Raw genomic sequence first — 19830 nt, 5'->3', positions numbered from 1 at the left:
GAAAGATCCACACGATGGAAACTTCCTCATTAAAACGGCAAGTCATCATCCGAAATATTGATCGGCTTGCCGGCGTCGGCAAAAGGATCACCAAATGGATCGCTGTCATCTCGTCCCGGCTTCGCGCCTCCGAATCCAGGATCGTACCCGCCACCTTCTCCGGATCTTGAACCCAAGAACTGTACGTTTTCTGCCACGACTTCCGTTACGTATACCTTTTTGCCTTCTTTGTTGTCATAGGATCTGGTCTGCAAGCGACCTTCCACAGCAGCTTGTCTGCCTTTGCGCAGATAGGTTGCACACAGGTCGGCCAGCTTCTGCCATGCAACAATGTTAATGAAGTCGGCTTCTCTTTCGCCTGCCTGATTCGTACGCGGACGATTGACCGCCAGAGTAAAAGTGGTAACGGCCGTACCATTTGGCGTATAACGCAACTCCGGATCTCTTGTCAGGTTGCCGATGAGAATGACACGATTCATCTTGGGTCCCCCTCTGCCCGAGACGACGATTACTTGTCTTCTCTTACAAACAAGAAGCGAATAACGTCGTCATTGATTTTCATGAGTCGCTCAGCTTCAGCCACTGCCTCCGCATTCGCTTTGAAGTTCATCAACACGTAGAAACCTTCACGGAACTTTTTGATCTCATACGCAAGACGACGTTTCCCCATTTCTTGAAGCTTGGTGATTTCACCGCCGAAGCTAGTCACGACATCGCTGTAACGGGCAATGGTCGCTTTCACTTTCTCTTCTTCAAGGTCTGGGCGCAACACGTACATAACTTCGTATTGACGCATACCTGTTCACCTCCTTATGGACTAAACGGCCCTGATGGGCAAGGAGCGAGTGCTGCTGAAATGCTGTGATACATGCACCCCATAAATACTCGCATTTCGGTATTATAACAAAAGGAGACACCCGGAGCAAGGTATATTCCTAGACATTGAACCGGAAATGCATGACATCTCCGTCCTGGACCACATACTCTTTGCCTTCCAGACGGTATTTCCCCTTGTCACGGGCGGCGCTTACCGACCCGGCTTCCACCAGATCATCGTATGACACCACTTCGGCCCGGATGAAACCGCGCTCGAAATCGCTGTGGATCACGCCAGCTGCTTGCGGCGCCTTCGTGCCTTTGCGGATCGTCCAGGCGCGCACCTCCTGCACGCCCGCAGTGAAGTAGGTGATCAAACCAAGCAGGTTGTAAGCGGCGCGGATCAAGCGGTCGAGCCCGGATTCCCGAAGACCCAGCTCTTCCAGGAACATCGCTTTGTCTTCCCCGTCCAGCTCGGCAATTTCCGCCTCCACCTTGGCGCTGATGACAACCACCTCTGCTCCCTCTTCGGCAGCATGCTTGCGAACGGCCTGTACGTGCGGGTTGTCATCCGCGTTGTGAATGCCGTCCTCCGCAACGTTGCAGACATACAGAACCGGCTTGATCGTCAGCAGATGCAGGTCGCGGATGATTTTGCGTTCTTCCTCGTCCATTTCCACGCTGCGGGCGGGCTGTCCGGCCTCGAACGCTGCCTTCAACCGCTCGAGTACATCGAGCTCCAGCTTGGCTTCCTTGTCGCCAGCCTTCACCTTGCGGCCGATGCGCTCGATTCGGCGCTCCACCGATTCCAGGTCGGCAAAGATCAGCTCGAGATTGATCGTTTCGATATCGCTCAGCGGATCCACTTTCCCGGAAACGTGGGTGATGTTTTCATCCTCGAAGCAGCGGACAACATGAGCGATCGCATCTACCTCGCGAATGTGTCCGAGAAACTGATTGCCAAGCCCTTCCCCTTTGCTCGCCCCTTTTACCAGGCCGGCGATATCCACGAATTCGAACGCGGTCGGCACCACTTTGTTGGGCTGCACGATCTCGGTCAGCTTCTGTAGCCGCGGATCCGGCACCTCCACGATCCCCACGTTGGGATCGATGGTGCAGAACGGATAGTTGGCCGACTCCGCCCCTGCCTGCGTGATCGCGTTAAACAAGGTGGATTTCCCCACATTGGGCAACCCTACGATGCCACATGATGCTCCCATCTATATACACTCCTTGTATGCCAAATTATCAACATCTTTTCTAGTATATAGATTTGCAGCGCATCTGACAACGATCCGCGGTCGGCACGCATCGCTTCCCTTGTCTTCTATCATTGCGAAAGACAGCAACCTTGTCAAAAAAATAGCAACCTCCTTTCTGAATGACAGGAGGCCTGCGCTGCTGACTCGCGGTTATTTCTCGTTCACCAGCTTTTCCAGCTCGGTCAAAGACTCTTCAAAGATCTTCATGGCGTCCTCAATCGGTTTTGCCGTAGACATGTCAACGCCCGCCGCTTTCAACACCTCAATCGGCGGCGCGGAGCTGCCCGCTTCGAGGAAGTTCGTTTTGATCCGGTCGACGGCAGGCTTTCCTTCCTCCATCACCTGTTTTGCCAGAGCCTGCGACGCAGCAAAGCTGGTGGCATATTGATACACGTAATATTGGTAGTTCATGAAGTGCGGAATGCGGGCCCATTCCATCGCGATTTCCTTGTCGGAGATGATCGTGTCGCCGTAATATTTTTGATTGATATCGAAATAAAGTTTCTTGAGGGCTTCCGCATTGAGTGACTCACCTGCCTGTTCCTTCTCATGAATCGCCCGTTCAAACTCTGCGAACTGGGCCTGACGGAACAAGGTGGTCCGGAAGTTCTCCAGGTAATGATTGAGCAGATACATTTTTTCCTGTTTGGTCTTGGCATTGGCGTACATGCTCTTGAACAGCAGCGTTTCATTCATCGTGGATGCCACTTCGGCCGTAAATGTCGGGTAGTTGGAGGCAATGTACGGCTGTTTCCTGTTGGTATAGTAGGATTGCATGGCGTGTCCCATCTCATGTGCGATGGTGAATACATCGTCAAGGGTTCCCTGGTAGTTGAAAAGAACGTACGGATGCGTGTCATACGCGCCCCATTGATAAGCGCCCGAGCGTTTATCGTCGGTGGAGTAGACATCCACCCACCCGCCATGAAAGCCTTCATCCAACGCCTTGACGTAATCTTCCCCCATCATCTGCAGACCGTTCTCCACGATCTTTTTGCCTTCTTCAAAGGGGATGTACCGCGTATCGGACGGGACAATCGGCGTATAAATATCATACATATGCAGTTCCTTGACGCCGAGCATTTTCTTCTTCAATGCCATATAACGGTGGAGCAGCGGCAGGTTCTTGTTTACGGTTTCGAGCAGTTCGTCATACACCTTCACCGGGATATTGTTCGGGATCAGGCTCGCTTCCAGCGCCGATTGATAATGGCGGGCCTTGGCGTAGAAGTTGTCCGCTTTCACTTTTGCGGCAAACGTTTGGGCAAACGTATCCTGGAACTTCTCCAGTGTTTGATAGTACGCCTCAAACGCCGCCTGGCCCACCCGGCGGTCCTTGCTCTCCATGTATGCGACGAAGTTGGCCCTTGTTAACTGTACTTCCTTTCCGTTCTCATCCTTTATCGTCGGAAACTTGATGTCTTTGGCAAGCATATTATAGATATTGCCGGGCGAACCGGCCAATGCGGAGGATTGCGCCAACAGCTCTTCCCGCTCTTTTGAGAGCGCATGCGGCTTCGTCCGCACCATGTTCTCCAGGAACTGCTTATACTCCGCCAGTTCCGGTGAGGCCAGGAACTCTTTCATCCGGCCGTCCGGAATCGCTACGATCTCGGGAGTCAGCCAGGCCGTCTTCTCCAACACCAGCGTGTTCAGCTTTTCCGCGCCGTCCGCCAGCTCCTGCAAAGCCGGATTGGATGAATTGACGTCCAGCGACATGTTCGCATATACATAGACCTTGTCGTGTATGCGCATCATGGCCACATAATCATCCAATGCTTGCTTCAAGGCGGACACGGAGCCAGCCAGTTTTCCCTGATGCTTGGGAAAGACATTGGCCATCTTCTCCACTTTTTTCACATCGGCTTCCCATGCCGCCCGATTCGCGTAGATGTGTTCCAGTTTCCATTTGTACTGGTCTGGGATTTCCGCCCGCGATTTGAAGACAGGTGCCCGCTCCGCGGCATAAAGCATTTGTGTACTGTACGGCATGAACGGTGTGGATAGAAGCGAAAACACCACGGTCGCCGCTGTCACGGCAGTACATACGCGTTTCTTCACATTGTGCCCCCCATTTTTCTTTCTTTTGGTAATTAGCGTGCCCGTAAAGCTAGGTATTATATCCGCTGTCCAAAATCCCTCCTTAATAAAGATAAAATTTCAAATATTCGATCAAAAATTTTCTACAAATATCCCCTGTGTGAATAACTTTGTGGGTAAAGAATCAGTTATCCACTGAAACATGCTTGAGCCCGGAAAAATCCCCAGCTGTCCACTGCAGTTATTCACATTTTCTGTGGATTTTCTGTGAATAATTTATTTTCACAAAACTGGACGGAAGCCCATACCTCCTCTTTCACGCCTACATAGCATAGGTAATGAAACTACGCTAGGAGGTGTTTATCAGTGGGTCTGTTCCATGGCGATTTCGACGATTTTGCGTTGATACTGGTACTATTCATTCTCCTCGTGATCGTTGGTGCTGCCGAAAACTAATTGATTCGGCGACATTAGCAAATGGCGGGTCCGATCCTTCCGTCATTGAAAACCTCTCCGCAAAAAAAGGATGCCAGCGCACGGCTGCATCCTTTTTTTCTTTCGTCTTCCGCTTAGCGGTTGCCGGTCGTAAACGTAACTGCTGCCTGCTTGTTGACATTGCCTGCCAGATCCTTTACACAGCCGGCGGGCAGAATCAAGGTATACGTGGTATAATTTTGCAACCTTCCCTTCACCTTGAGCGTCATGGTACGCTTGCTTTTGTTCCAGGTGGCGGAATAATCGATTTGTGCCCCCTTCTCGTCAAAGAAAAGGATCATCCCTTTTACCGCCTTGCTCGACAAGGGCGTCCCGTCAGGCAGGAGGATATCTTCGGCAAACTGCAGGGTGATCTTGGGGGAAAGCGAAACATTGCTGCTGCCGTGGGCGGGATTGATGGTAGCCACTGGCGCAATTGTGTCAAGCGCGGGTCTGGTCGTAAAATTGCTGATGACCAACGGGTTTTTGACACCTTGTCGATCCATGATCTTGTTCTCCAGGAGCGTCACCGTATAAGTCGTTCCACCGTTCAGATTTCCCACCGGGTCCAGGGTGATCATCCGGCGGTCGGCATCCCAGCTTCCGATGAAGTCGACCCGTCTTCCCTTGCTGTCGTTTATTTTGATGATGTTGGCGATCGCATCGTTGGTGATCTCCGTCTTGTTGGCTCTGGTCACCGGCTTGTTGAACGTCAGACGGATCAGGCTGTCCACTGGTACATCCGTCTCCCCATGTGTCGGTTGAACGCTTACTCCAAGCGGCGGTCCCGCTTCTTCCGTCCTGAACATGACCAGTACGGCCTGATTCCCGTTTCCCGCCCGGTCGATCACCTTGCCGGCCGGTATCTTGAACTGATAGGTCCCCCCAAATGCCAGCGGCTTCTTCGGCTTGATCGTCAGCCTTTTTTGGGATTGGCTCCAGCTCACACTCACTTCCACACTTTGATTGTTATCCAGTTGTGTAAAGACAAACAGCGATCCCGCATTGCGCGAAGAGATTGCGGCACCGTTCCCCAGTTTGACAGCTTCGCTGAACGTGACCGTCATCTGGCTGTCAACCCGGACATCGTCCGCACCGTCCGCCGGCAGCACCCGTATGGCTGGCGGCGTTCGATCCTCCGCACCGGCCGACACCGCTGCAATCAAAACCAAAATCACTGCCGTTCCCCATGCTGCGAGCCAACCATTGATCCGACTCCGACAAAAATTGAACACCACGCTTCCCCCTTCTAATCCACAAATTCTTTTCATGCGGATTATAGAAAAAGAAAAGAATGGTGCTCAAATATTTTTCTTATCCTTGCTGATCCTGATTTTCCGGATGCGCCTGTACCAGCACTTTTTTCATTTTTCGTTCAAACTCGAGCCGCGGGATCAACACGCTGTGATCGCAGCCCGTGCATTTGATCCGGATGTCAGCCCCCATGCGGATGACCTTCCAGGCGTTGGTCCCGCACGGATGCGGTTTTTTCATCTGTACGATATCGCCCAAAGCAAATGTTTTGCGTTCCATCTCCCTACTCTCCCCGTAATCTTGCTTTATCGGAAGGCATGGTCACCGTCACCGTCTTCGGATACGGAATCTCGATTCCTCTGGCGTCGAATTCCCTTTTGATCATGGCGCGCAGCTTGCGGGCTACCGCATAATGGGTATTCGGTTTGCATTCGGCGACTACCCGGATGATGACGTCGGACGGGCCAAATGCCTGTACGCCCAGCACTTGCGGGTCACCCACGATCTCTTCCGTTTCCTGCTTGAGCTGCTTGGCCACTTCGGCAATCACTTTCTCCACGTACTCCAAATCCTCTTCATAAGCGACGGAGACATCGACCACCGCCATCGTGTTTTGAACGGAAAAGTTGGTCACTTGTTTGATGCTGCCATTGGGAATGATATGGACCTCTCCCGTCCAGCTGCGGATCCGGGTGACCCGCAAGCCGATCTCCTGGACGGTTCCGTTAAAGTTATTGATGGTAACCACGTCCCCCACCGCGAACTGATCCTCAAAGATAATAAAAAAGCCCGTGATGACGTCGCGTACCAGGCTCTGTGCCCCAAACCCCACGGCAAGGCCGACAACGCCGGCGCTGACCAGCACCGGCTGCAGGTCAAAGCCCAGCTGTTTCAGCACCATCAATATGGCCAAAAAGTAGATGATGTATGTTGTCACATTGTTGATCAGGACGCGCAGGGTGTCAACACGCCGACGTTCAAATTGGATCCGGCTTCCTTCCCGGTTCTGAAAGATGCGGTTCACGAAAGCATGCGTCAATGAAACCACAACTTTTGCGGCAATGATGATCGCGATAATCTTGACGAGCGCCAGACCGATATTGATCCAAAGCTGCTCATTCGTTACATAGTCGAGGATTCTCCGGTACAACGTGTTATACCAAGTCACTTGCTGCGAAGTCAAACGCTACCTCTCCTTTCGTTCTCCGGTTTCGTCTATTTCCTCGTATAGCGCGGAAAACTTGCGGAAGTACCCTCTTATCGCCACCTGTTGGCTCTCGATCACTTCGCGGGCCAGTTGGTAATCCGTGAACGGGAACTCGATGGATAAGGCGCATCCTGCCGTAATCTCTTTCGGGGTCGGTCTGGTGTCAATGTCGATGTCGGCGTACTCCAGAAGCATTTCCGCCCGCAGTGCCTGCTGCGTGGAGTCAAACGCTATCAAAACGGTGCTGCCGTTCACTTCTCCCCCTCCTTCCCCTTCTTCATTTTACCCGTTGGAGGCTGAGGACGCCAGCTACGACGATTTTTCAAAAATGTGTCAACGTTCTCATAACCGGGTATAAGTTGTCTCTTTTCGGCATACACTGTGAATACTTTTCCATCCTTGGGAGGTTGCGATGAATCTGTTGAACAATCGGTTGGACGACTCCCCCCCGCCCTTTAAAGTGGAATACAAGCAAGCGAATGCCATCGATCTCTTGGCCCGCCACCTTGCGGATCGTTTGCGCATGCGTCCGTCCCATCAGGAGATTGTCATCCTGTGCATCGGTACGGACCGGTCAACCGGTGACGCCCTCGGCCCTCTGGTTGGAACCAAGCTGCAATCTCTTCACACGGATCGGTACCATGTATACGGCACCCTGGAATCTCCCGTCCATGCCATGAATCTGGTTGATCAAATCGACAACATAACCCGACTCCATCAAGATCCTCTGATCATCGCCATCGACGCGTGTCTTGGGCAATTCAGCAATGTCGGATCCATCAATGTGATTGATGGCCCTCTCAAACCGGGCGCCGGCGTGAAAAAGGAGCTTCCCGCAGTCGGCACCTTTCATATCACCGGCATCGTCAATGTCGGCGGCTTCATGGAGTATTTCGTCTTGCAGAACACCCGCCTTCATATTGTGATGCAGATGGCAGAAGTGATTGCTTCCGCGATACACGACAGCGCGCTCTATCTTTCCTGGGACAATGTTACCCTTGGGGGGATGGCCCATGAGGGATAGAAGAAAAGAGACTTTCCGGGTGGGAAGTCTCAGACTGATGACAAACTTCTGTTTGGGGCATGGAGTAATGGGGCCAGGCGAGCTCCTTTGACGACCGACTCAGCGGAGAAACAAAGACGCGGGGTCCCAGGGGGCGTGAGTCTCACTTCGCTGAGACGCCCAGATGTTGAGCCCCCTGCCCGCGTCGCGTTTCGGAGCGGACACGGCCCACTTCCTCGCGGGTCGTCAAGAGAGCGAGCAGGAACCATTCCCCATGATCAACCGACTTTGTCTGCACACTGAGACTTTCCGGGTGGGAAGTCTCTTACTCGTTGACAACAATCCGCTGCTTTTTCGGGACAACCTCTACGGTGATGGGAGTCTTTGCAACCACCTCGCCGTCCGCGTGCACGACCAGCGTTCTCACGCTGCTGACGGTGATGCGCTTTCCCCGATAAAAACGAACCGCCGGATGGGTCACATGCGCACCGGTAAATATCTTCGGAAAAGTCGTCAGCAGGGAGAGCCGGCTGATATTGCTCACCACACACACCTCCGCAATGCCGTCATCCGGAACCGCCTGCGGACAAATCATCATGCCCCCGCCATAGTTGGGGATGTTGGCAATCGCAATGAGCCAGACGTTGGACAACCGGTGAGCCGTGCCGTCCACTTCCAGCGTAACATCGCTCGGCTGATAGGAAAACAGCACGCGAATAACCGACAGGATATACGCAAATGGCCCAAGTTTGATCCGGTTAAAGAACTTCTTGTACCCGGCTTCATTCGTGGTTTTGGCTACCTGCCCGTCAAACCCCGCCCCTATTGCATTGACCGCGATGCGATGATTGATTTGCAACAGATCGATCACTTTGGTGGATGCATGGGCCAGGACGGTCTCCATCGCCTGCTGCGGGTCAAGGGAGAGGTTGTACGCGCGGGAAAAATCGTTGCCCGAACCGGTTGGAATATGACTGAACATGCATGCTGTGTTCGCCTGAACCAGCCCGTTCACCACTTCATGGACCGTACCGTCGCCTCCTACCGCGACCACCAATGTTATTCCATTCTGCCTGACAATCTCCGCGGCCAACCGCTCTGCTTCACCGCGCTCTCCGGTCATCTTCACCAGGTAAGAAACCTGGCGCTCTTTCAATCTTTCCTCGATCGCCTGCCAAACCTTTGCACCGCGTCCGTTGCCGGAAACGGGATTGACGATGAACCCAATCATTCCTGTTCTCCTCTCGCCCGATAAATCCGTCATCTCTATCCCTTTCATTATCCCATGCAGAAAGGCGGCTGCAACAAAAAAATGAGAGGCTTTCCCAAAAGAGTTCCCGCGCATGGCTTCTTCCAAAACGAAAAGCACCCCGTTTCACTGCCAAACGTGTGAAGGGATGCTCATTATTCATGGGAGCTGTAAAGCGGTGCTGCCCCACTCCACTCTCTTCTTACCTGCCGAACAGACCTGCCAGCCAGTGCTCAATCGGAACCCCTGCCGCCGCAACCACCAGTGCGGGCAGCATATTGGCCACGTTTATTTTGCGCAGCTCCAAAATATTGATCCCAATCGCCACAATCATGAGTCCGCCTACCGCCGTCACTTCCACAAGGATCGAATCCAACATCGTTTTGCTGATCAGATGATTGATCTGTGTCGATAACAGGGCAATTGAACCTTGGTAAAGAAAGACAGGCAGCGCGGAAAACGCCACGCCTATCCCTAAGGTTGAGGTAAAAATAATGGCCGAAAATCCGTCCAGCATCGCTTTGGTATACAGAATATCATGATTGTTTCGAAGCCCGCTGTCCATCGAACCCAACACCGCCATGGCGCCGATGCAGTATACTAGAGTCGCCGTCACAAAACCGGTAGCAATGCTTCCATCCTTGCTGCCGCCCACTTTTTTCTCCAGCCAGGCCCCCGCCTGATTCAGCCGATCCTCTACCCGCATCAATTCACCCAGGATGGACCCCACTACGATGCTGACGATCACCAGCAAAATGTTTTTGGTTTCGAAGCTCATGGTTAATCCCAATACAATCACTGCCAGTCCAATGCCTTGCATGACCGTTTGCCTCATTCCGGCCGGAATGCCTGACAACAGCTTGCCGATGATTGATCCGATCAGGATGGCTGCGGCATTTACAATCGTTCCTAGCAAGATCAAGTTTTTTCTCTCCTCTGCCTGTCTCTTTTTTATACGCGGAATGCGGCCCCAATCTCATCCACTGCTTGGACAAGCAGTTCCACGTCCTCTTCGGTATTAAAAATGCCAAAGCTTGCGCGAACAGCTCCCCGGGCTTCCGTGCCGGCCGTCCGGTGTCCGAGCGGGGTGCAGTGATAACCGGCACGTGTGGCAATGCCGTATTGTTGATCCAGGATGAAAGAGACTTCCGAGGCATCCACGCCGGCAATATTGAAAGAAACGACGCCGACCCTCTCCACCTCCACGCCCGGCCCATACACTTCGACGCCGGCAAGCTCTCGCAGCGACAGAATCGCCTTTTTGGTCAATGCCCACTCGTGAGCATGGATCTGCGCCACCCCTTTTTCCATGACAAACGTTACGCCTGCCAACAAGCCTGCCAGCCCAACCGTATTGACCGTTCCGCTCTCGAAGCGATCCGGCCTTGCCGACGGCTGATCGACGGCTTCCGATTGGCTTCCCGTTCCGCCATGGATCAATGGCTCCAGATCAAGGTCATGCCGTACATAGAGTCCGCCTGTCCCCTGCGGACCATACAAACCCTTGTGCCCAGGGAATGCCAGCATGTCGATGTTCATCGCCTCCACATCGATCGGCAGGATTCCCGCTGTTTGGGAAGCATCCACAAGAAAAACCGCTCCTCTTTCCTTGGCTGCTGCCCCGATCTCTTTGATCGGCAGGATGAGTCCCGTCAAATTGGAAGCATGGCTGACCACCACCAATCGCGTATCGGGACGGATCGCGGCGGCAAAATCCTCGGCATAGAACAGCCCGTCTTCCCGCGGCTCCACATACGTAATCTCAACCTGCTTGGTTCGGCGCAAATATTCCAGCGGCCGCCGGACGGAGTTGTGTTCAATCGAAGAGGTGACCACATGATCGCCTTTTTGCACAAATCCTTTGATGGCCTGGTTAAGCGCCTGGGTCGCATTCAGATAAAAAAAGAGGTCATTCGGGTTTTTAATCCCAAACAACCGCGCTACCTGCATCCGTGCCCGAAAGACGGTTTTGCTCGCTTTCATCGCAAGGGCATGGCCCCCTCTGCCCGGATTGGCTGCGTATGCGTCGATCGCTTCCATCATCGCCTCTTTTACCCCAGGCGGTTTCGGCCAGGACGAAGCTGCATTGTCAAGGTAAACGATTCGCATGTCTTCCTCCCGTTTCTTCATTCAACATGCAAAATATCCAACAGCCGCTGCAAATCATCGCTCGAGTAAAACTCAATCTCAATTTTCCCTTTTTTGGCGCCTTTGTGAATCCGTACCGATGTACCCAGTCTCGAGCGCAGCCGCTCTTCCATCTGAATAATGGCCGACTCTTTTTTGAGCGCTTTTTTCTTCTTTGTTTCACGTGAAACATTGAGTCCTTTGACCAGCTCTTCCAACTGGCGGACGCTGAGCCCTTTTTTCACCACATCATTGGCCAGCTGCAGCTGCTGTTTCTCATTTTCAATCGGAAGCAATGCCCGCGCGTGTCCCATGGACAAAGCGGAGGAAGCCACCAGTTCCCTCAGCGCGGCCGGCAATTGCAGCAAGCGAAGAATATTGGTTACATGCGGCCTGCTTTTCCCGATTTTCTTGGCCAATTCTTCCTGGGTATACGAATAATGGTTGATCAACTTCTCATAGGCTTCCGCTTCTTCAATCGGGTTCAGATTTTCACGCTGCAGGTTTTCAATGAGCGCGATCTCCATCAATTGTTGGTCGGTATAGGGCTTAACGACAACCGGAACTTTTTTGAGACCCGCTTCCTTGGCAGCCCGCAGGCGGCGTTCCCCCGCCACCAGTTCATAACCTTTAATGCTTTTGCGGACGATCAGCGGCTGGATGATGCCGTGCTCTTTAATCGATTCCGCCAGCTCGGCGATCGCTTCCGGCGCAAACTCTTTGCGTGGTTGATACGGATTGGGACGGATCTCGTTGATCAAGATTTCCGCAACCTGGTCCCCTTCTTCCCCCAGATTGGAAGAAATCAGGGCACCAAGCCCCTTCCCCAAGCCTCTGCTCATATCCCTACCACTTCCTTCGCCAAATCAGTATATACCTCCGCTCCTCTCGAACGCGGGTCATACGTGATGATTGCCTGTCCATGCGAAGGTGCTTCACTCAAGCGTACATTTCGCGGGATAATTGTCCGATACACTTTATCCTGAAAGTATTTTTTCACCTCTTCAATCACCTGAATGCCCAGGTTGGTGCGCGCATCGAGCATGGTCAGCACGACTCCCTCTATCGTTAGCTGGGAGTTGAGGTGTTTCTGTACCAACCTGATCGTGTTGAGGAGTTGGCTCAATCCCTCCAGCGCATAGTATTCGCACTGAATGGGAATCAGGACCGAATCGGCAGCGGTCAGTGAATTGACCGTCAGGATGCCCAGCGATGGCGGACAGTCGATGATAATATAGTCGTACTTGTCTTTTACCACTTCCAATGCCTTTTTCAAGCGAACTTCCCTCGAGATGGTTGGGACAAGCTCTATTTCGGCTCCTGCCAACTGGATGGTGGCAGGAATAATCTTCAATCCATCAATCTCGGTCGGCAATGTTGCTTCTAACGGACTCACGTCATTGATCAATACATCATAGATGCAGTAACGCACGTCCGCTTTGTTGATCCCGATCCCGCTCGTCGCGTTCCCCTGCGGATCGATGTCAACCAACAATACCTGTTTGCCCAACGTGGCGAGACACGCACTCAAATTAACGGATGTCGTCGTTTTTCCTACGCCACCTTTCTGATTGGCGACCGCTATGATTTTCCCCAACTTCTCCACCTCATTTAAACGTTCTTTACGAAAACCTTGTAAACCGCTATCGCCCAGCAGAAGGTTCTATCCTATCATGTGAAAGGAACACGGCGCCAAAAGAGACGCCCGCATTCGTCGAACTTGAATGGATGTCCGTTCTTAATGTAACCCTATTGTAGCGCATGAGGCTGTAAAAAAGTAGAAGGAAAGATGGAAAAAATGACGGAATTCGGATGTAACTTTTTCCATCTCCCCTGCTCAGGTCGATGCACGGGCAAAGAAAACCCACCCTACGGCATGCTGACACCATCGTCGGGAGGGAACCAAAACCCTATCTGCAAGCATCTAAACGGCATGGTTTTTAAACATGAAAAAGCACCCGGATCCCCGGCGACCGAAGAAAAGCGGCTTGTTATGCCGCGGCAGTGTGCAGACAATATCGGTCCTATCATGGATGATGGTTCCTGCTCGCTCTCTTGACGACCCGCGAAGAAGGTGTACGTGTCCGCTCCGCAACGCGACGCGGGCAGGGGGCTCAACATCTGGATGTTTTCGGGGATGTGAGACTATCGCCCCCTGTGCTCCCGCGTCTTCGTTTCTTCGCTGCGTCGGTCGTCAAAGGAGCTCGCTTGGCCCCATCACGCCATGACGCTAACAGAAGTTTATCATCAGTCTGAAGCGGCTTGTTATTCCGCGCCTTCGAGAATGATTCCATATTACTTATCGCGCCGTTTGGGAATGCGAATGGTGAATTGATAATACTCTTCGTGATCTTCCTCATTCGTTTCTACCGGCAATCCCGTTTTCAGCACCATATCGATGGATTGGCGCACGGTATTGATGGCAATCCGCGCATCCCGGGAGAAAGCTTTCCACTTCGGCTTGCTCTCTTTTTCTACCTTCTTTTTCTCTTCTGCTTCCAGAAGCTGTTTGACACGCGCCTCGGTCTGCTTGACGTTCCATTCACGCTCAATGATTTCCTGGAGCACCCTCAACTGGATGTCCGCCTCTTTCAATGGAATCAGCGCCCGCGCGTGGCGTTCCGTAATGGTACGGCTCATTAACGCATCCTGCACCTGCTGCGGCAGATGAAGCAGTCGCAATTTATTGGCGATCGTAGATTGTCCTTTTCCCAAACGTTGTGCCAAGCTCTCCTGCGTCAGATTGTGCAGGTCGATCAACTTTTGATAAGCGACCGCCTCTTCGATGGCCGTGAGCCCCTCGCGCTGCAGGTTCTCTATCAGCGCGATGGAAGCGGTCTGCGTGTCGTTGAACTCCTTGACGATCGCCGGGATGCGCTCCATCCCCAATTTTTTGGAAGCGCGCAGGCGCCGTTCCCCGGCGATCAACTCATATTGGTTGTTGCGCATCCGTACCACAATTGGCTGGATCAACCCATGGGTCCGAATGGTTTGGCAGAGCTCTTCTATTTTCTCGTCATCGAACACCGTTCGAGGTTGATAGGGGTTGGGCACAATCTGATCGACAGGTATTTGCCTTATCTCTTCGCTATCCGTCTTGTCGGTAAAACCCAACATACGCGAAAACTGATCCCTTACAGACATACCTGATCCCCCGCTTCCAAACATTACACGTGAAAACATTGCTGGCGCCAAGCTTGACATACACGCGCGGCTGCCTGACAGCGCTGTCGCTATCTTCGGCCAGATGAAGGTATTCTGCATCATCCGCCGTAATTCCTGCTCAAAAATGTAGCGAAATACGCATTCCATCCCCCGCAATGTTTCACGTGAAACACTTACGCCTTGTCGTTTGGAGAGGCGTTTTGGGCCCCCTCCGTCTCTGTTTCCTGTACCCTGTCCACTTCATCGGCAGCTTCTTTGGCAAAATTGAAAAGATGGGGAAACAACCGGTGGAAATCAAGCGCGACATACGTAAACAAAGCGGCAGCAATCGCAGTGATGTACATGCCTGCACTGAAAAGCAAGCCGATCGCAGAGGCCACCCACATCCCGGCTGCTGTGGTCAACCCCTTCACCTCTCCGTTCGATTTGATGATCGCACCGGCTCCCAAAAAGCCCATGCCGGTAACGACCTGAGCGGCAACACGCCCGGGATCCGAATTGGCGCCGCTGGATGAAAAACCGTAGATGGAAGCCAGACCAAACAGGCAGGAACCGAAACACACCAGGCTGTATGTCCGAAAACCTGCCCCTTTTTGTCTCATCACATCTTTAAAATAACGCTCGCGCTCCAGCCCCATGATCGCGCCTGCAACAAAAGCGAGAAACAATCGCAGCAAAATCGTCGGCAGCTCAGGTGGAAAAAACGTCATCACTGCTCCTTCATCCTCTCCGTTAGTCGTATTGAAAAAGAAAAGCTGTCGGTACAAGGGCAAATAACAGAAAGGTACCCGCATGAAAACGAGGGCTATAGCATCAGCCACAGCCCTATTTCTCTAATTATGCAAGGGTTACATGAGCGGTTTCTTTGCGGGAGTGCCCGCTTTTCTGGGATAGGCTTTCGGTGTTGCCTCCGTTTTGGCAATGATGACAATGTTGCGCTCCCCAGCTTCCTCCATCAGTTGAAAGCTCTCCACCTTGCTGGTTTTCCCGCCCAATGTTTTTATCGCTTTTTTGGCTTCATTCAGCTCAGGTGATATGTCGGCCCCTTTCATCGCGATAAAATGGCCGCCCACCCGGGCAAACGGGATGCAGTACTCCGCCAACACGTTGAGCCGGGCGACAGCCCGGGCGATGACGACATCAAAGGACTCCCGCAAACCGGCCTGCTGCCCCATATCCTCCGCCCGCCCGTGCAGCGGTCTCACCCCAGTCAAGCCCAGCTCTTTGCTCACATGTTCCAGAAACGTCATCCGTTTGTTCAGCGAATCGATGATCGTCATCTGCAAATGGGGAAAGCAGATTTTTAACGGAATGCTTGGAAAACCTGCTCCTCCCCCGATATCGGCTACCGAGGCAACATCGGCAAAAGAGAAGTAAAACGCAGGTGTAATCGAGTCATAAAAGTGCTTGGTATACACCTGTCCCTCTTCCGTGATGGCGGTCAAATTCATCTTTTCGTTCCATTCGACCAGCAGACGAAAGTACCGGTCAAATTGATCACGCTGCTCAGCCGTCAGCACAATTCCCTGAGCCGCAAGCGATTCGGCAAACTGCTCCTTATCCATGTGACGCTCCTTACTCCGCCGTATTGGCCAGAACACGGTGATATTGCTCAAGATAAACCATCAATACCGAGATGTCGGCCGGATTGACACCGGAGATCCGGGAAGCCTGCCCGATGTTGAGCGGTCGAATCTTGCTCATCTTCTCCCGGGCTTCCTTGGACATGCCGGTGATCTGGTGGTAATCGATATCGGCTGGAATTTTCCGCTCTTCCACCTTCTTCATCCGCTCCACCTGCTGCAGCGACTTGCGGATGTAGCCATCGTACTTGATCTGAATCTCCACCTGCTCCGCCACATCTTCCGGAATCGGTTCCGGCGCCGGTGCGATCCGCTGGATATGCGCATACGTCAATTCAGGCCGGCGCAGCAGTTGATCGAGGGAGGTCACTTCGGTAAGCTCCGGTGTTCCCGCTTCCCGCAAAACAGCCTGCACCTCCGGATTGTCCGGACGCACCCGGGTGTTCTCGATCCGCTCTTTTTCCCGCGCGATGCGCTCCCGTTTTTCACAGAAACGGGCATACCTCTCCTTGCTGATCAACCCGATCTCATAGCCGATATCGGTCAAGCGCAGATCGGCATTATCGTGCCGCAGCAGAAGCCGGTACTCCGCGCGCGAGGTCAGTAGCCGGTACGGTTCATTGGTTCCTTTCGTGACCAGATCATCGATCAAGACGCCGATATACGCTTGATCCCGCCGCAGGATGACGGGAGGTTTGCCCTGAACCTTGCGGGCGGCGTTGATGCCGGCCATCAGGCCTTGACCGGCCGCTTCTTCATAACCGGACGTTCCATTGATCTGCCCCGCGGTAAACAGGCCTTCGATCAGTTTGGTCTCCAGCGTCGGCCAAAGCTGCGTGGGTACCAACGCATCGTACTCGATGGCGTAACCGGGACGCATCATCTCCACCTTCTCCATCCCGGCCATCGAGCGGAGCATGCTCAACTGCACATCTTCCGGCAAGCTGGTGGACATCCCCTGCACGTACATTTCTTCCGTATTTCGGCCCTCCGGCTCAAGGAACACCTGATGGCGCGGCTTGTCGCTAAACCGCACGACCTTATCCTCGATGGACGGACAATAGCGCGGTCCCGTCCCTTCAATCACGCCGGAATACATCGGCGCCCGGTGCAGATTGCCGTTGATCAATTCATGCGTCTCTTCATTGGTGTACGTCAACCAGCATGGCAGCTGATCCATGATGAATTCCGTGGTTTCATAGGAAAAGGCGCGCGGCACCGGATCTCCCGGCTGAATCTCCATTTTGGAAAAATCAATGCTGCCTTTGTGCACGCGCGGCGGCGTCCCCGTCTTGAACCGAACCATCTCGAAGCCAAGCTCCTTCAGGTTCAAGGCCAGTTTGACAGAAGGACGCATGTTGTTTGGACCGCTCTCATACTGCAGATCGCCCAGAATGATTTTGCCGCGCAGATACGTTCCTGTCGTCAGCACGACGGCTTTTGCCCTGTAACGCGCACCCGTCTGCGTCACCACTCCTTCGCAGACGCCGTTGTTGACGATCAATTCATCCACCATGCCTTGACGCAGCAGCAGATTGGGTGTATTCTCGATGGTTTTTTTCATTTCATGTTGGTAGGCAAATTTGTCCGCCTGCGCCCGCAGGGCATGAACAGCCGGTCCTTTTCCGGTGTTCAACATCCGCATTTGAATATGGGTCTTATCCGTATTTTTCCCCATCTCGCCGCCGAGCGCATCGATTTCCCGCACGACATGGCCTTTGGCCGGCCCTCCTACAGACGGATTGCAGGGCATAAAGGCGACAGCATCCAGATTGATGGTCAGCAGCAGCGTGCTGCACCCCATGCGGGCAGCGGCCAGGGCCGCTTCACATCCTGCATGGCCGGCCCCGATGACAATCACGTCAAACGATCCGGCATCGTATCCCACACTCATGGTTTTCCCTCCTATTTCCCCAAACAAAATTGGGAAAAGATCTGATCGATCAAATCCTCGCCGACACTTTCCCCGATCACTTCTCCAAGCAGTTCCCACGCTTTTTTGATATCGATCTGCACCATATCAACAGGCACCTGCATGTCGATGGCCGCTATCGCATCGCTGACGGCCTGCTCTGCCAAGCGCAGCAGTTCAATATGGCGCGCGTTGCTCACATAGGTGAGATCTTCCTGCTGCACGCGGCCGCTGAAAAAGATGTCGCTGATCGCCTGCTCCAACAGCTCGATGCCTTTTTCCTCTTTGGCCGAAGTCATCACCAGTGGCTGGCCGGGGAAATGCTTCTTCACTTCCTCCAGATTAATCCGCTGCGGCAGATCAAATTTGTTCACAATGACGATCACCTGCATCCCCTCAATGGCTTCAAAGATGCGGTAATCGTCCTCCTGCAACGGTTCGTTGTAATTCAGAACCAGCAGGATCAGATCGGCCTGCTGCAGGATCTGCCGGGATTTTTCCACACCGATCCGCTCCACGATATCCTCGGTTTCCCGGATGCCGGCCGTATCGATCAAACGCAGCGGAACCCCCCGGACATTGACGTACTCCTCAATCACATCCCGCGTGGTGCCGGCCACATCCGTCACGATGGCCTTCTCTTCCTGCACCAGGCTGTTAAGCAGCGAGGATTTGCCCACATTGGGCCTCCCGACGATGGCGGTGGATAAGCCTTCCCGCAGGATTTTCCCCTGCTTGGCCGTCCGCAGCAGGCGGCCGATCTCCGCCTTTACCTCTTCGCACTTGGTGCGCAGGAAGTTTTGCGTAACCTCCTCCACATCGTGTTCCGGATAGTCCAGCGTCACTTCGATATGGGCCATCGCTTCAATCAGATTCTGCCGCAGCGCGCGAACCAACTTGGACAGCTTTCCTTCCACCTGCGCCAGCGCCACCTTCATGGCCCGGTCGGTTTTGGCCCGGATCAGGTCAATGACCGCCTCTGCCTGCGACAGATCGATCCGCCCGTTGAGAAACGCCCGCTTGGTGAACTCACCGGGTTCCGCCAGACGGGCTCCGTTGGCCAAAATCAGCTCCAGCACCCGCTGTACCGACACGATCCCGCCGTGGCAGTTCACTTCGACGACGTCCTCGCGCGTAAATGTCCGCGGTGCACGCATCACCGAGACCAAAACCTCTTCCACGCGTTCCCCCGTCTGTGGATCAAACAAAAAACCGTAATGAATGGTATGACTATCCACAGTGGATAACTTGTTTTTTCCGCGATATATCTTATCCACAATCTCAATGGATGATGATCCACTCACCCGGATAACGGCAATCCCGCCCTCGCCCATGGGCGTAGCGACGGCTGCAATCGTATCCATTTCCATTCCGTTCACCTCAATGTCCTTTCACGGAGCGCGCCACTCACTTATACTAACTTACTAGCATAGCACAATTCCAAGTCAAAAAGAACCGATAGCGTACAAAAAGCAACCCGCCTGCACAGGTTGCCAACTATGTCAATATCCACAGTATGTTCGGTTTTCGCGCTGTCAAAACAGGGGGCGGATCACACTCTTTTCCTGAATGGTGTTCCATGGTACCGCTGCTCTTTCAGACCACAACGCCAGTCATAACCACCGGCTTAGCCGGTGGCTTCCATTAGCCCTATAAGGGCATGTTGCAAGCAAGCGCCTCAAAGGCGCGCTGAAAGTCTGCCAACCGCGTGTTGCCTCGGGCCGGCCCCTAAAGGGGC

The 19830-nt window shown here is 53.3% G+C and carries 20 protein-coding genes; 2 read left to right on the top strand and 18 right to left on the bottom strand.

Annotation, left to right across the window (positions count from 1 at the left end):
• Positions 1-29 precede the first annotated feature (29 nt).
• The 4 genes from G3578_RS13095 to pepF form a co-directional block, all read right to left on the bottom strand.
• On the bottom strand, positions 30-479 hold the full coding sequence (locus G3578_RS13095) for a single-stranded DNA-binding protein (protein ID WP_165213378.1): 450 nt from the start codon (positions 477-479) through the stop codon (positions 30-32).
• A gap of 29 nt (positions 480-508) precedes the next feature.
• Positions 509-796 carry a 30S ribosomal protein S6 gene (gene rpsF / locus G3578_RS13090; protein WP_165213376.1) on the bottom strand — a complete coding sequence of 96 codons (288 nt, stop codon included), beginning with the start codon at positions 794-796 and terminating at the stop codon, positions 509-511.
• 139 nt (positions 797-935) lie between these two features.
• Positions 936-2036, bottom strand: a complete 1101-nt coding sequence (ychF, locus tag G3578_RS13085; protein ID WP_165213374.1) for a redox-regulated ATPase YchF — start codon at positions 2034-2036, stop codon at positions 936-938.
• A 192-nt stretch (positions 2037-2228) separates the two neighbouring features.
• On the bottom strand, positions 2229-4139 hold the full coding sequence (gene pepF, locus G3578_RS13080) for an oligoendopeptidase F (RefSeq protein ID WP_165213372.1): 1911 nt from the start codon (positions 4137-4139) through the stop codon (positions 2229-2231).
• Positions 4140-4484: 345 nt separating this feature from the next.
• Here pepF and G3578_RS21180 point away from each other — a divergent pair, with 345 nt between their 5' ends.
• On the top strand, positions 4485-4574 hold the full coding sequence (locus tag G3578_RS21180) for a YjcZ family sporulation protein (RefSeq protein ID WP_165213370.1): 90 nt from the start codon (positions 4485-4487) through the stop codon (positions 4572-4574).
• Between the two features lie 113 nt (positions 4575-4687).
• Here the strand turns inward: G3578_RS21180 and G3578_RS13070 are convergent, their stop codons facing one another.
• The 4 genes from G3578_RS13070 to G3578_RS13055 all read right to left on the bottom strand — a co-directional run bounded on the left by G3578_RS13070 (position 4688) and on the right by G3578_RS13055 (position 7308).
• Positions 4688-5770, bottom strand: coding sequence for an Ig-like domain-containing protein (locus tag G3578_RS13070; protein ID WP_165213368.1), 1083 nt, complete (start codon positions 5768-5770; stop codon positions 4688-4690).
• A gap of 136 nt (positions 5771-5906) precedes the next feature.
• The gene (locus G3578_RS13065; RefSeq protein WP_165213366.1) at positions 5907-6125 is read right to left on the bottom strand and encodes a DUF951 domain-containing protein; all 219 of its coding nucleotides are present in this window, start codon (positions 6123-6125) and stop codon (positions 5907-5909) included.
• 4 nt (positions 6126-6129) lie between these two features.
• A complete protein-coding gene (locus G3578_RS13060; RefSeq protein WP_165213364.1) occupies positions 6130-7029 on the bottom strand; it encodes a mechanosensitive ion channel family protein in 900 nt (299 codons plus the stop codon).
• A 3-nt stretch (positions 7030-7032) separates the two neighbouring features.
• Entirely contained in the window at positions 7033-7308 is a 276-nt protein-coding gene (locus G3578_RS13055; protein WP_165213362.1) for a putative Se/S carrier-like protein, read from the bottom strand.
• Positions 7309-7465: 157 nt separating this feature from the next.
• On the opposite strand from G3578_RS13055, the gene yyaC reads away from it, so the two are divergent.
• On the top strand, positions 7466-8077 hold the full coding sequence (gene yyaC / locus G3578_RS13050; protein WP_165213360.1) for a spore protease YyaC: 612 nt from the start codon (positions 7466-7468) through the stop codon (positions 8075-8077).
• 304 nt (positions 8078-8381) lie between these two features.
• On the opposite strand, the gene G3578_RS13045 is transcribed toward yyaC, so the two are convergent.
• From G3578_RS13045 to mnmE, 10 genes are all read right to left on the bottom strand, one after another.
• Positions 8382-9287, bottom strand: coding sequence for a diacylglycerol/lipid kinase family protein (locus G3578_RS13045; RefSeq protein ID WP_165213358.1), 906 nt, complete (start codon positions 9285-9287; stop codon positions 8382-8384).
• A gap of 220 nt (positions 9288-9507) precedes the next feature.
• Entirely contained in the window at positions 9508-10227 is a 720-nt protein-coding gene (locus G3578_RS13040; protein WP_165213356.1) for a DUF554 domain-containing protein, read from the bottom strand.
• Between the two features lie 29 nt (positions 10228-10256).
• A complete protein-coding gene (locus G3578_RS13035; protein ID WP_165213354.1) occupies positions 10257-11414 on the bottom strand; it encodes an aminotransferase class V-fold PLP-dependent enzyme in 1158 nt (385 codons plus the stop codon).
• A 17-nt stretch (positions 11415-11431) separates the two neighbouring features.
• The gene (locus G3578_RS13030) at positions 11432-12274 is read right to left on the bottom strand and encodes a ParB/RepB/Spo0J family partition protein (protein WP_165213352.1); all 843 of its coding nucleotides are present in this window, start codon (positions 12272-12274) and stop codon (positions 11432-11434) included.
• Complete coding sequence (locus G3578_RS13025; RefSeq protein ID WP_165213350.1) at positions 12271-13029, bottom strand: ParA family protein; 759 nt, start codon at positions 13027-13029, stop codon at positions 12271-12273. The genes G3578_RS13030 and G3578_RS13025 overlap by 4 nt, the downstream gene beginning before the upstream one ends.
• Before the next feature lie 698 nt (positions 13030-13727).
• The gene (gene noc, locus G3578_RS13020) at positions 13728-14576 is read right to left on the bottom strand and encodes a nucleoid occlusion protein (protein WP_165213348.1); all 849 of its coding nucleotides are present in this window, start codon (positions 14574-14576) and stop codon (positions 13728-13730) included.
• Between the two features lie 194 nt (positions 14577-14770).
• Entirely contained in the window at positions 14771-15307 is a 537-nt protein-coding gene (locus tag G3578_RS13015; RefSeq protein WP_165213532.1) for an MgtC/SapB family protein, read from the bottom strand.
• 138 nt (positions 15308-15445) lie between these two features.
• A complete protein-coding gene (rsmG, locus tag G3578_RS13010; RefSeq protein WP_165213346.1) occupies positions 15446-16162 on the bottom strand; it encodes a 16S rRNA (guanine(527)-N(7))-methyltransferase RsmG in 717 nt (238 codons plus the stop codon).
• Positions 16163-16172: 10 nt separating this feature from the next.
• The gene (gene mnmG, locus G3578_RS13005) at positions 16173-18074 is read right to left on the bottom strand and encodes a tRNA uridine-5-carboxymethylaminomethyl(34) synthesis enzyme MnmG (RefSeq protein WP_165213344.1); all 1902 of its coding nucleotides are present in this window, start codon (positions 18072-18074) and stop codon (positions 16173-16175) included.
• Positions 18075-18085: 11 nt separating this feature from the next.
• Entirely contained in the window at positions 18086-19462 is a 1377-nt protein-coding gene (gene mnmE, locus G3578_RS13000) for a tRNA uridine-5-carboxymethylaminomethyl(34) synthesis GTPase MnmE (RefSeq protein ID WP_165213342.1), read from the bottom strand.
• Positions 19463-19830: the final 368 nt, after the last annotated feature.

The organism is Brevibacillus sp. SYP-B805 (genome assembly GCF_011059135.1).
GTDB lineage: Bacteria > Bacillota > Bacilli > Brevibacillales > Brevibacillaceae > Brevibacillus_F.
Note: the sequence above shows the minus strand (reverse complement) of the source record. Positions and strands in the feature narration are given on the sequence as shown.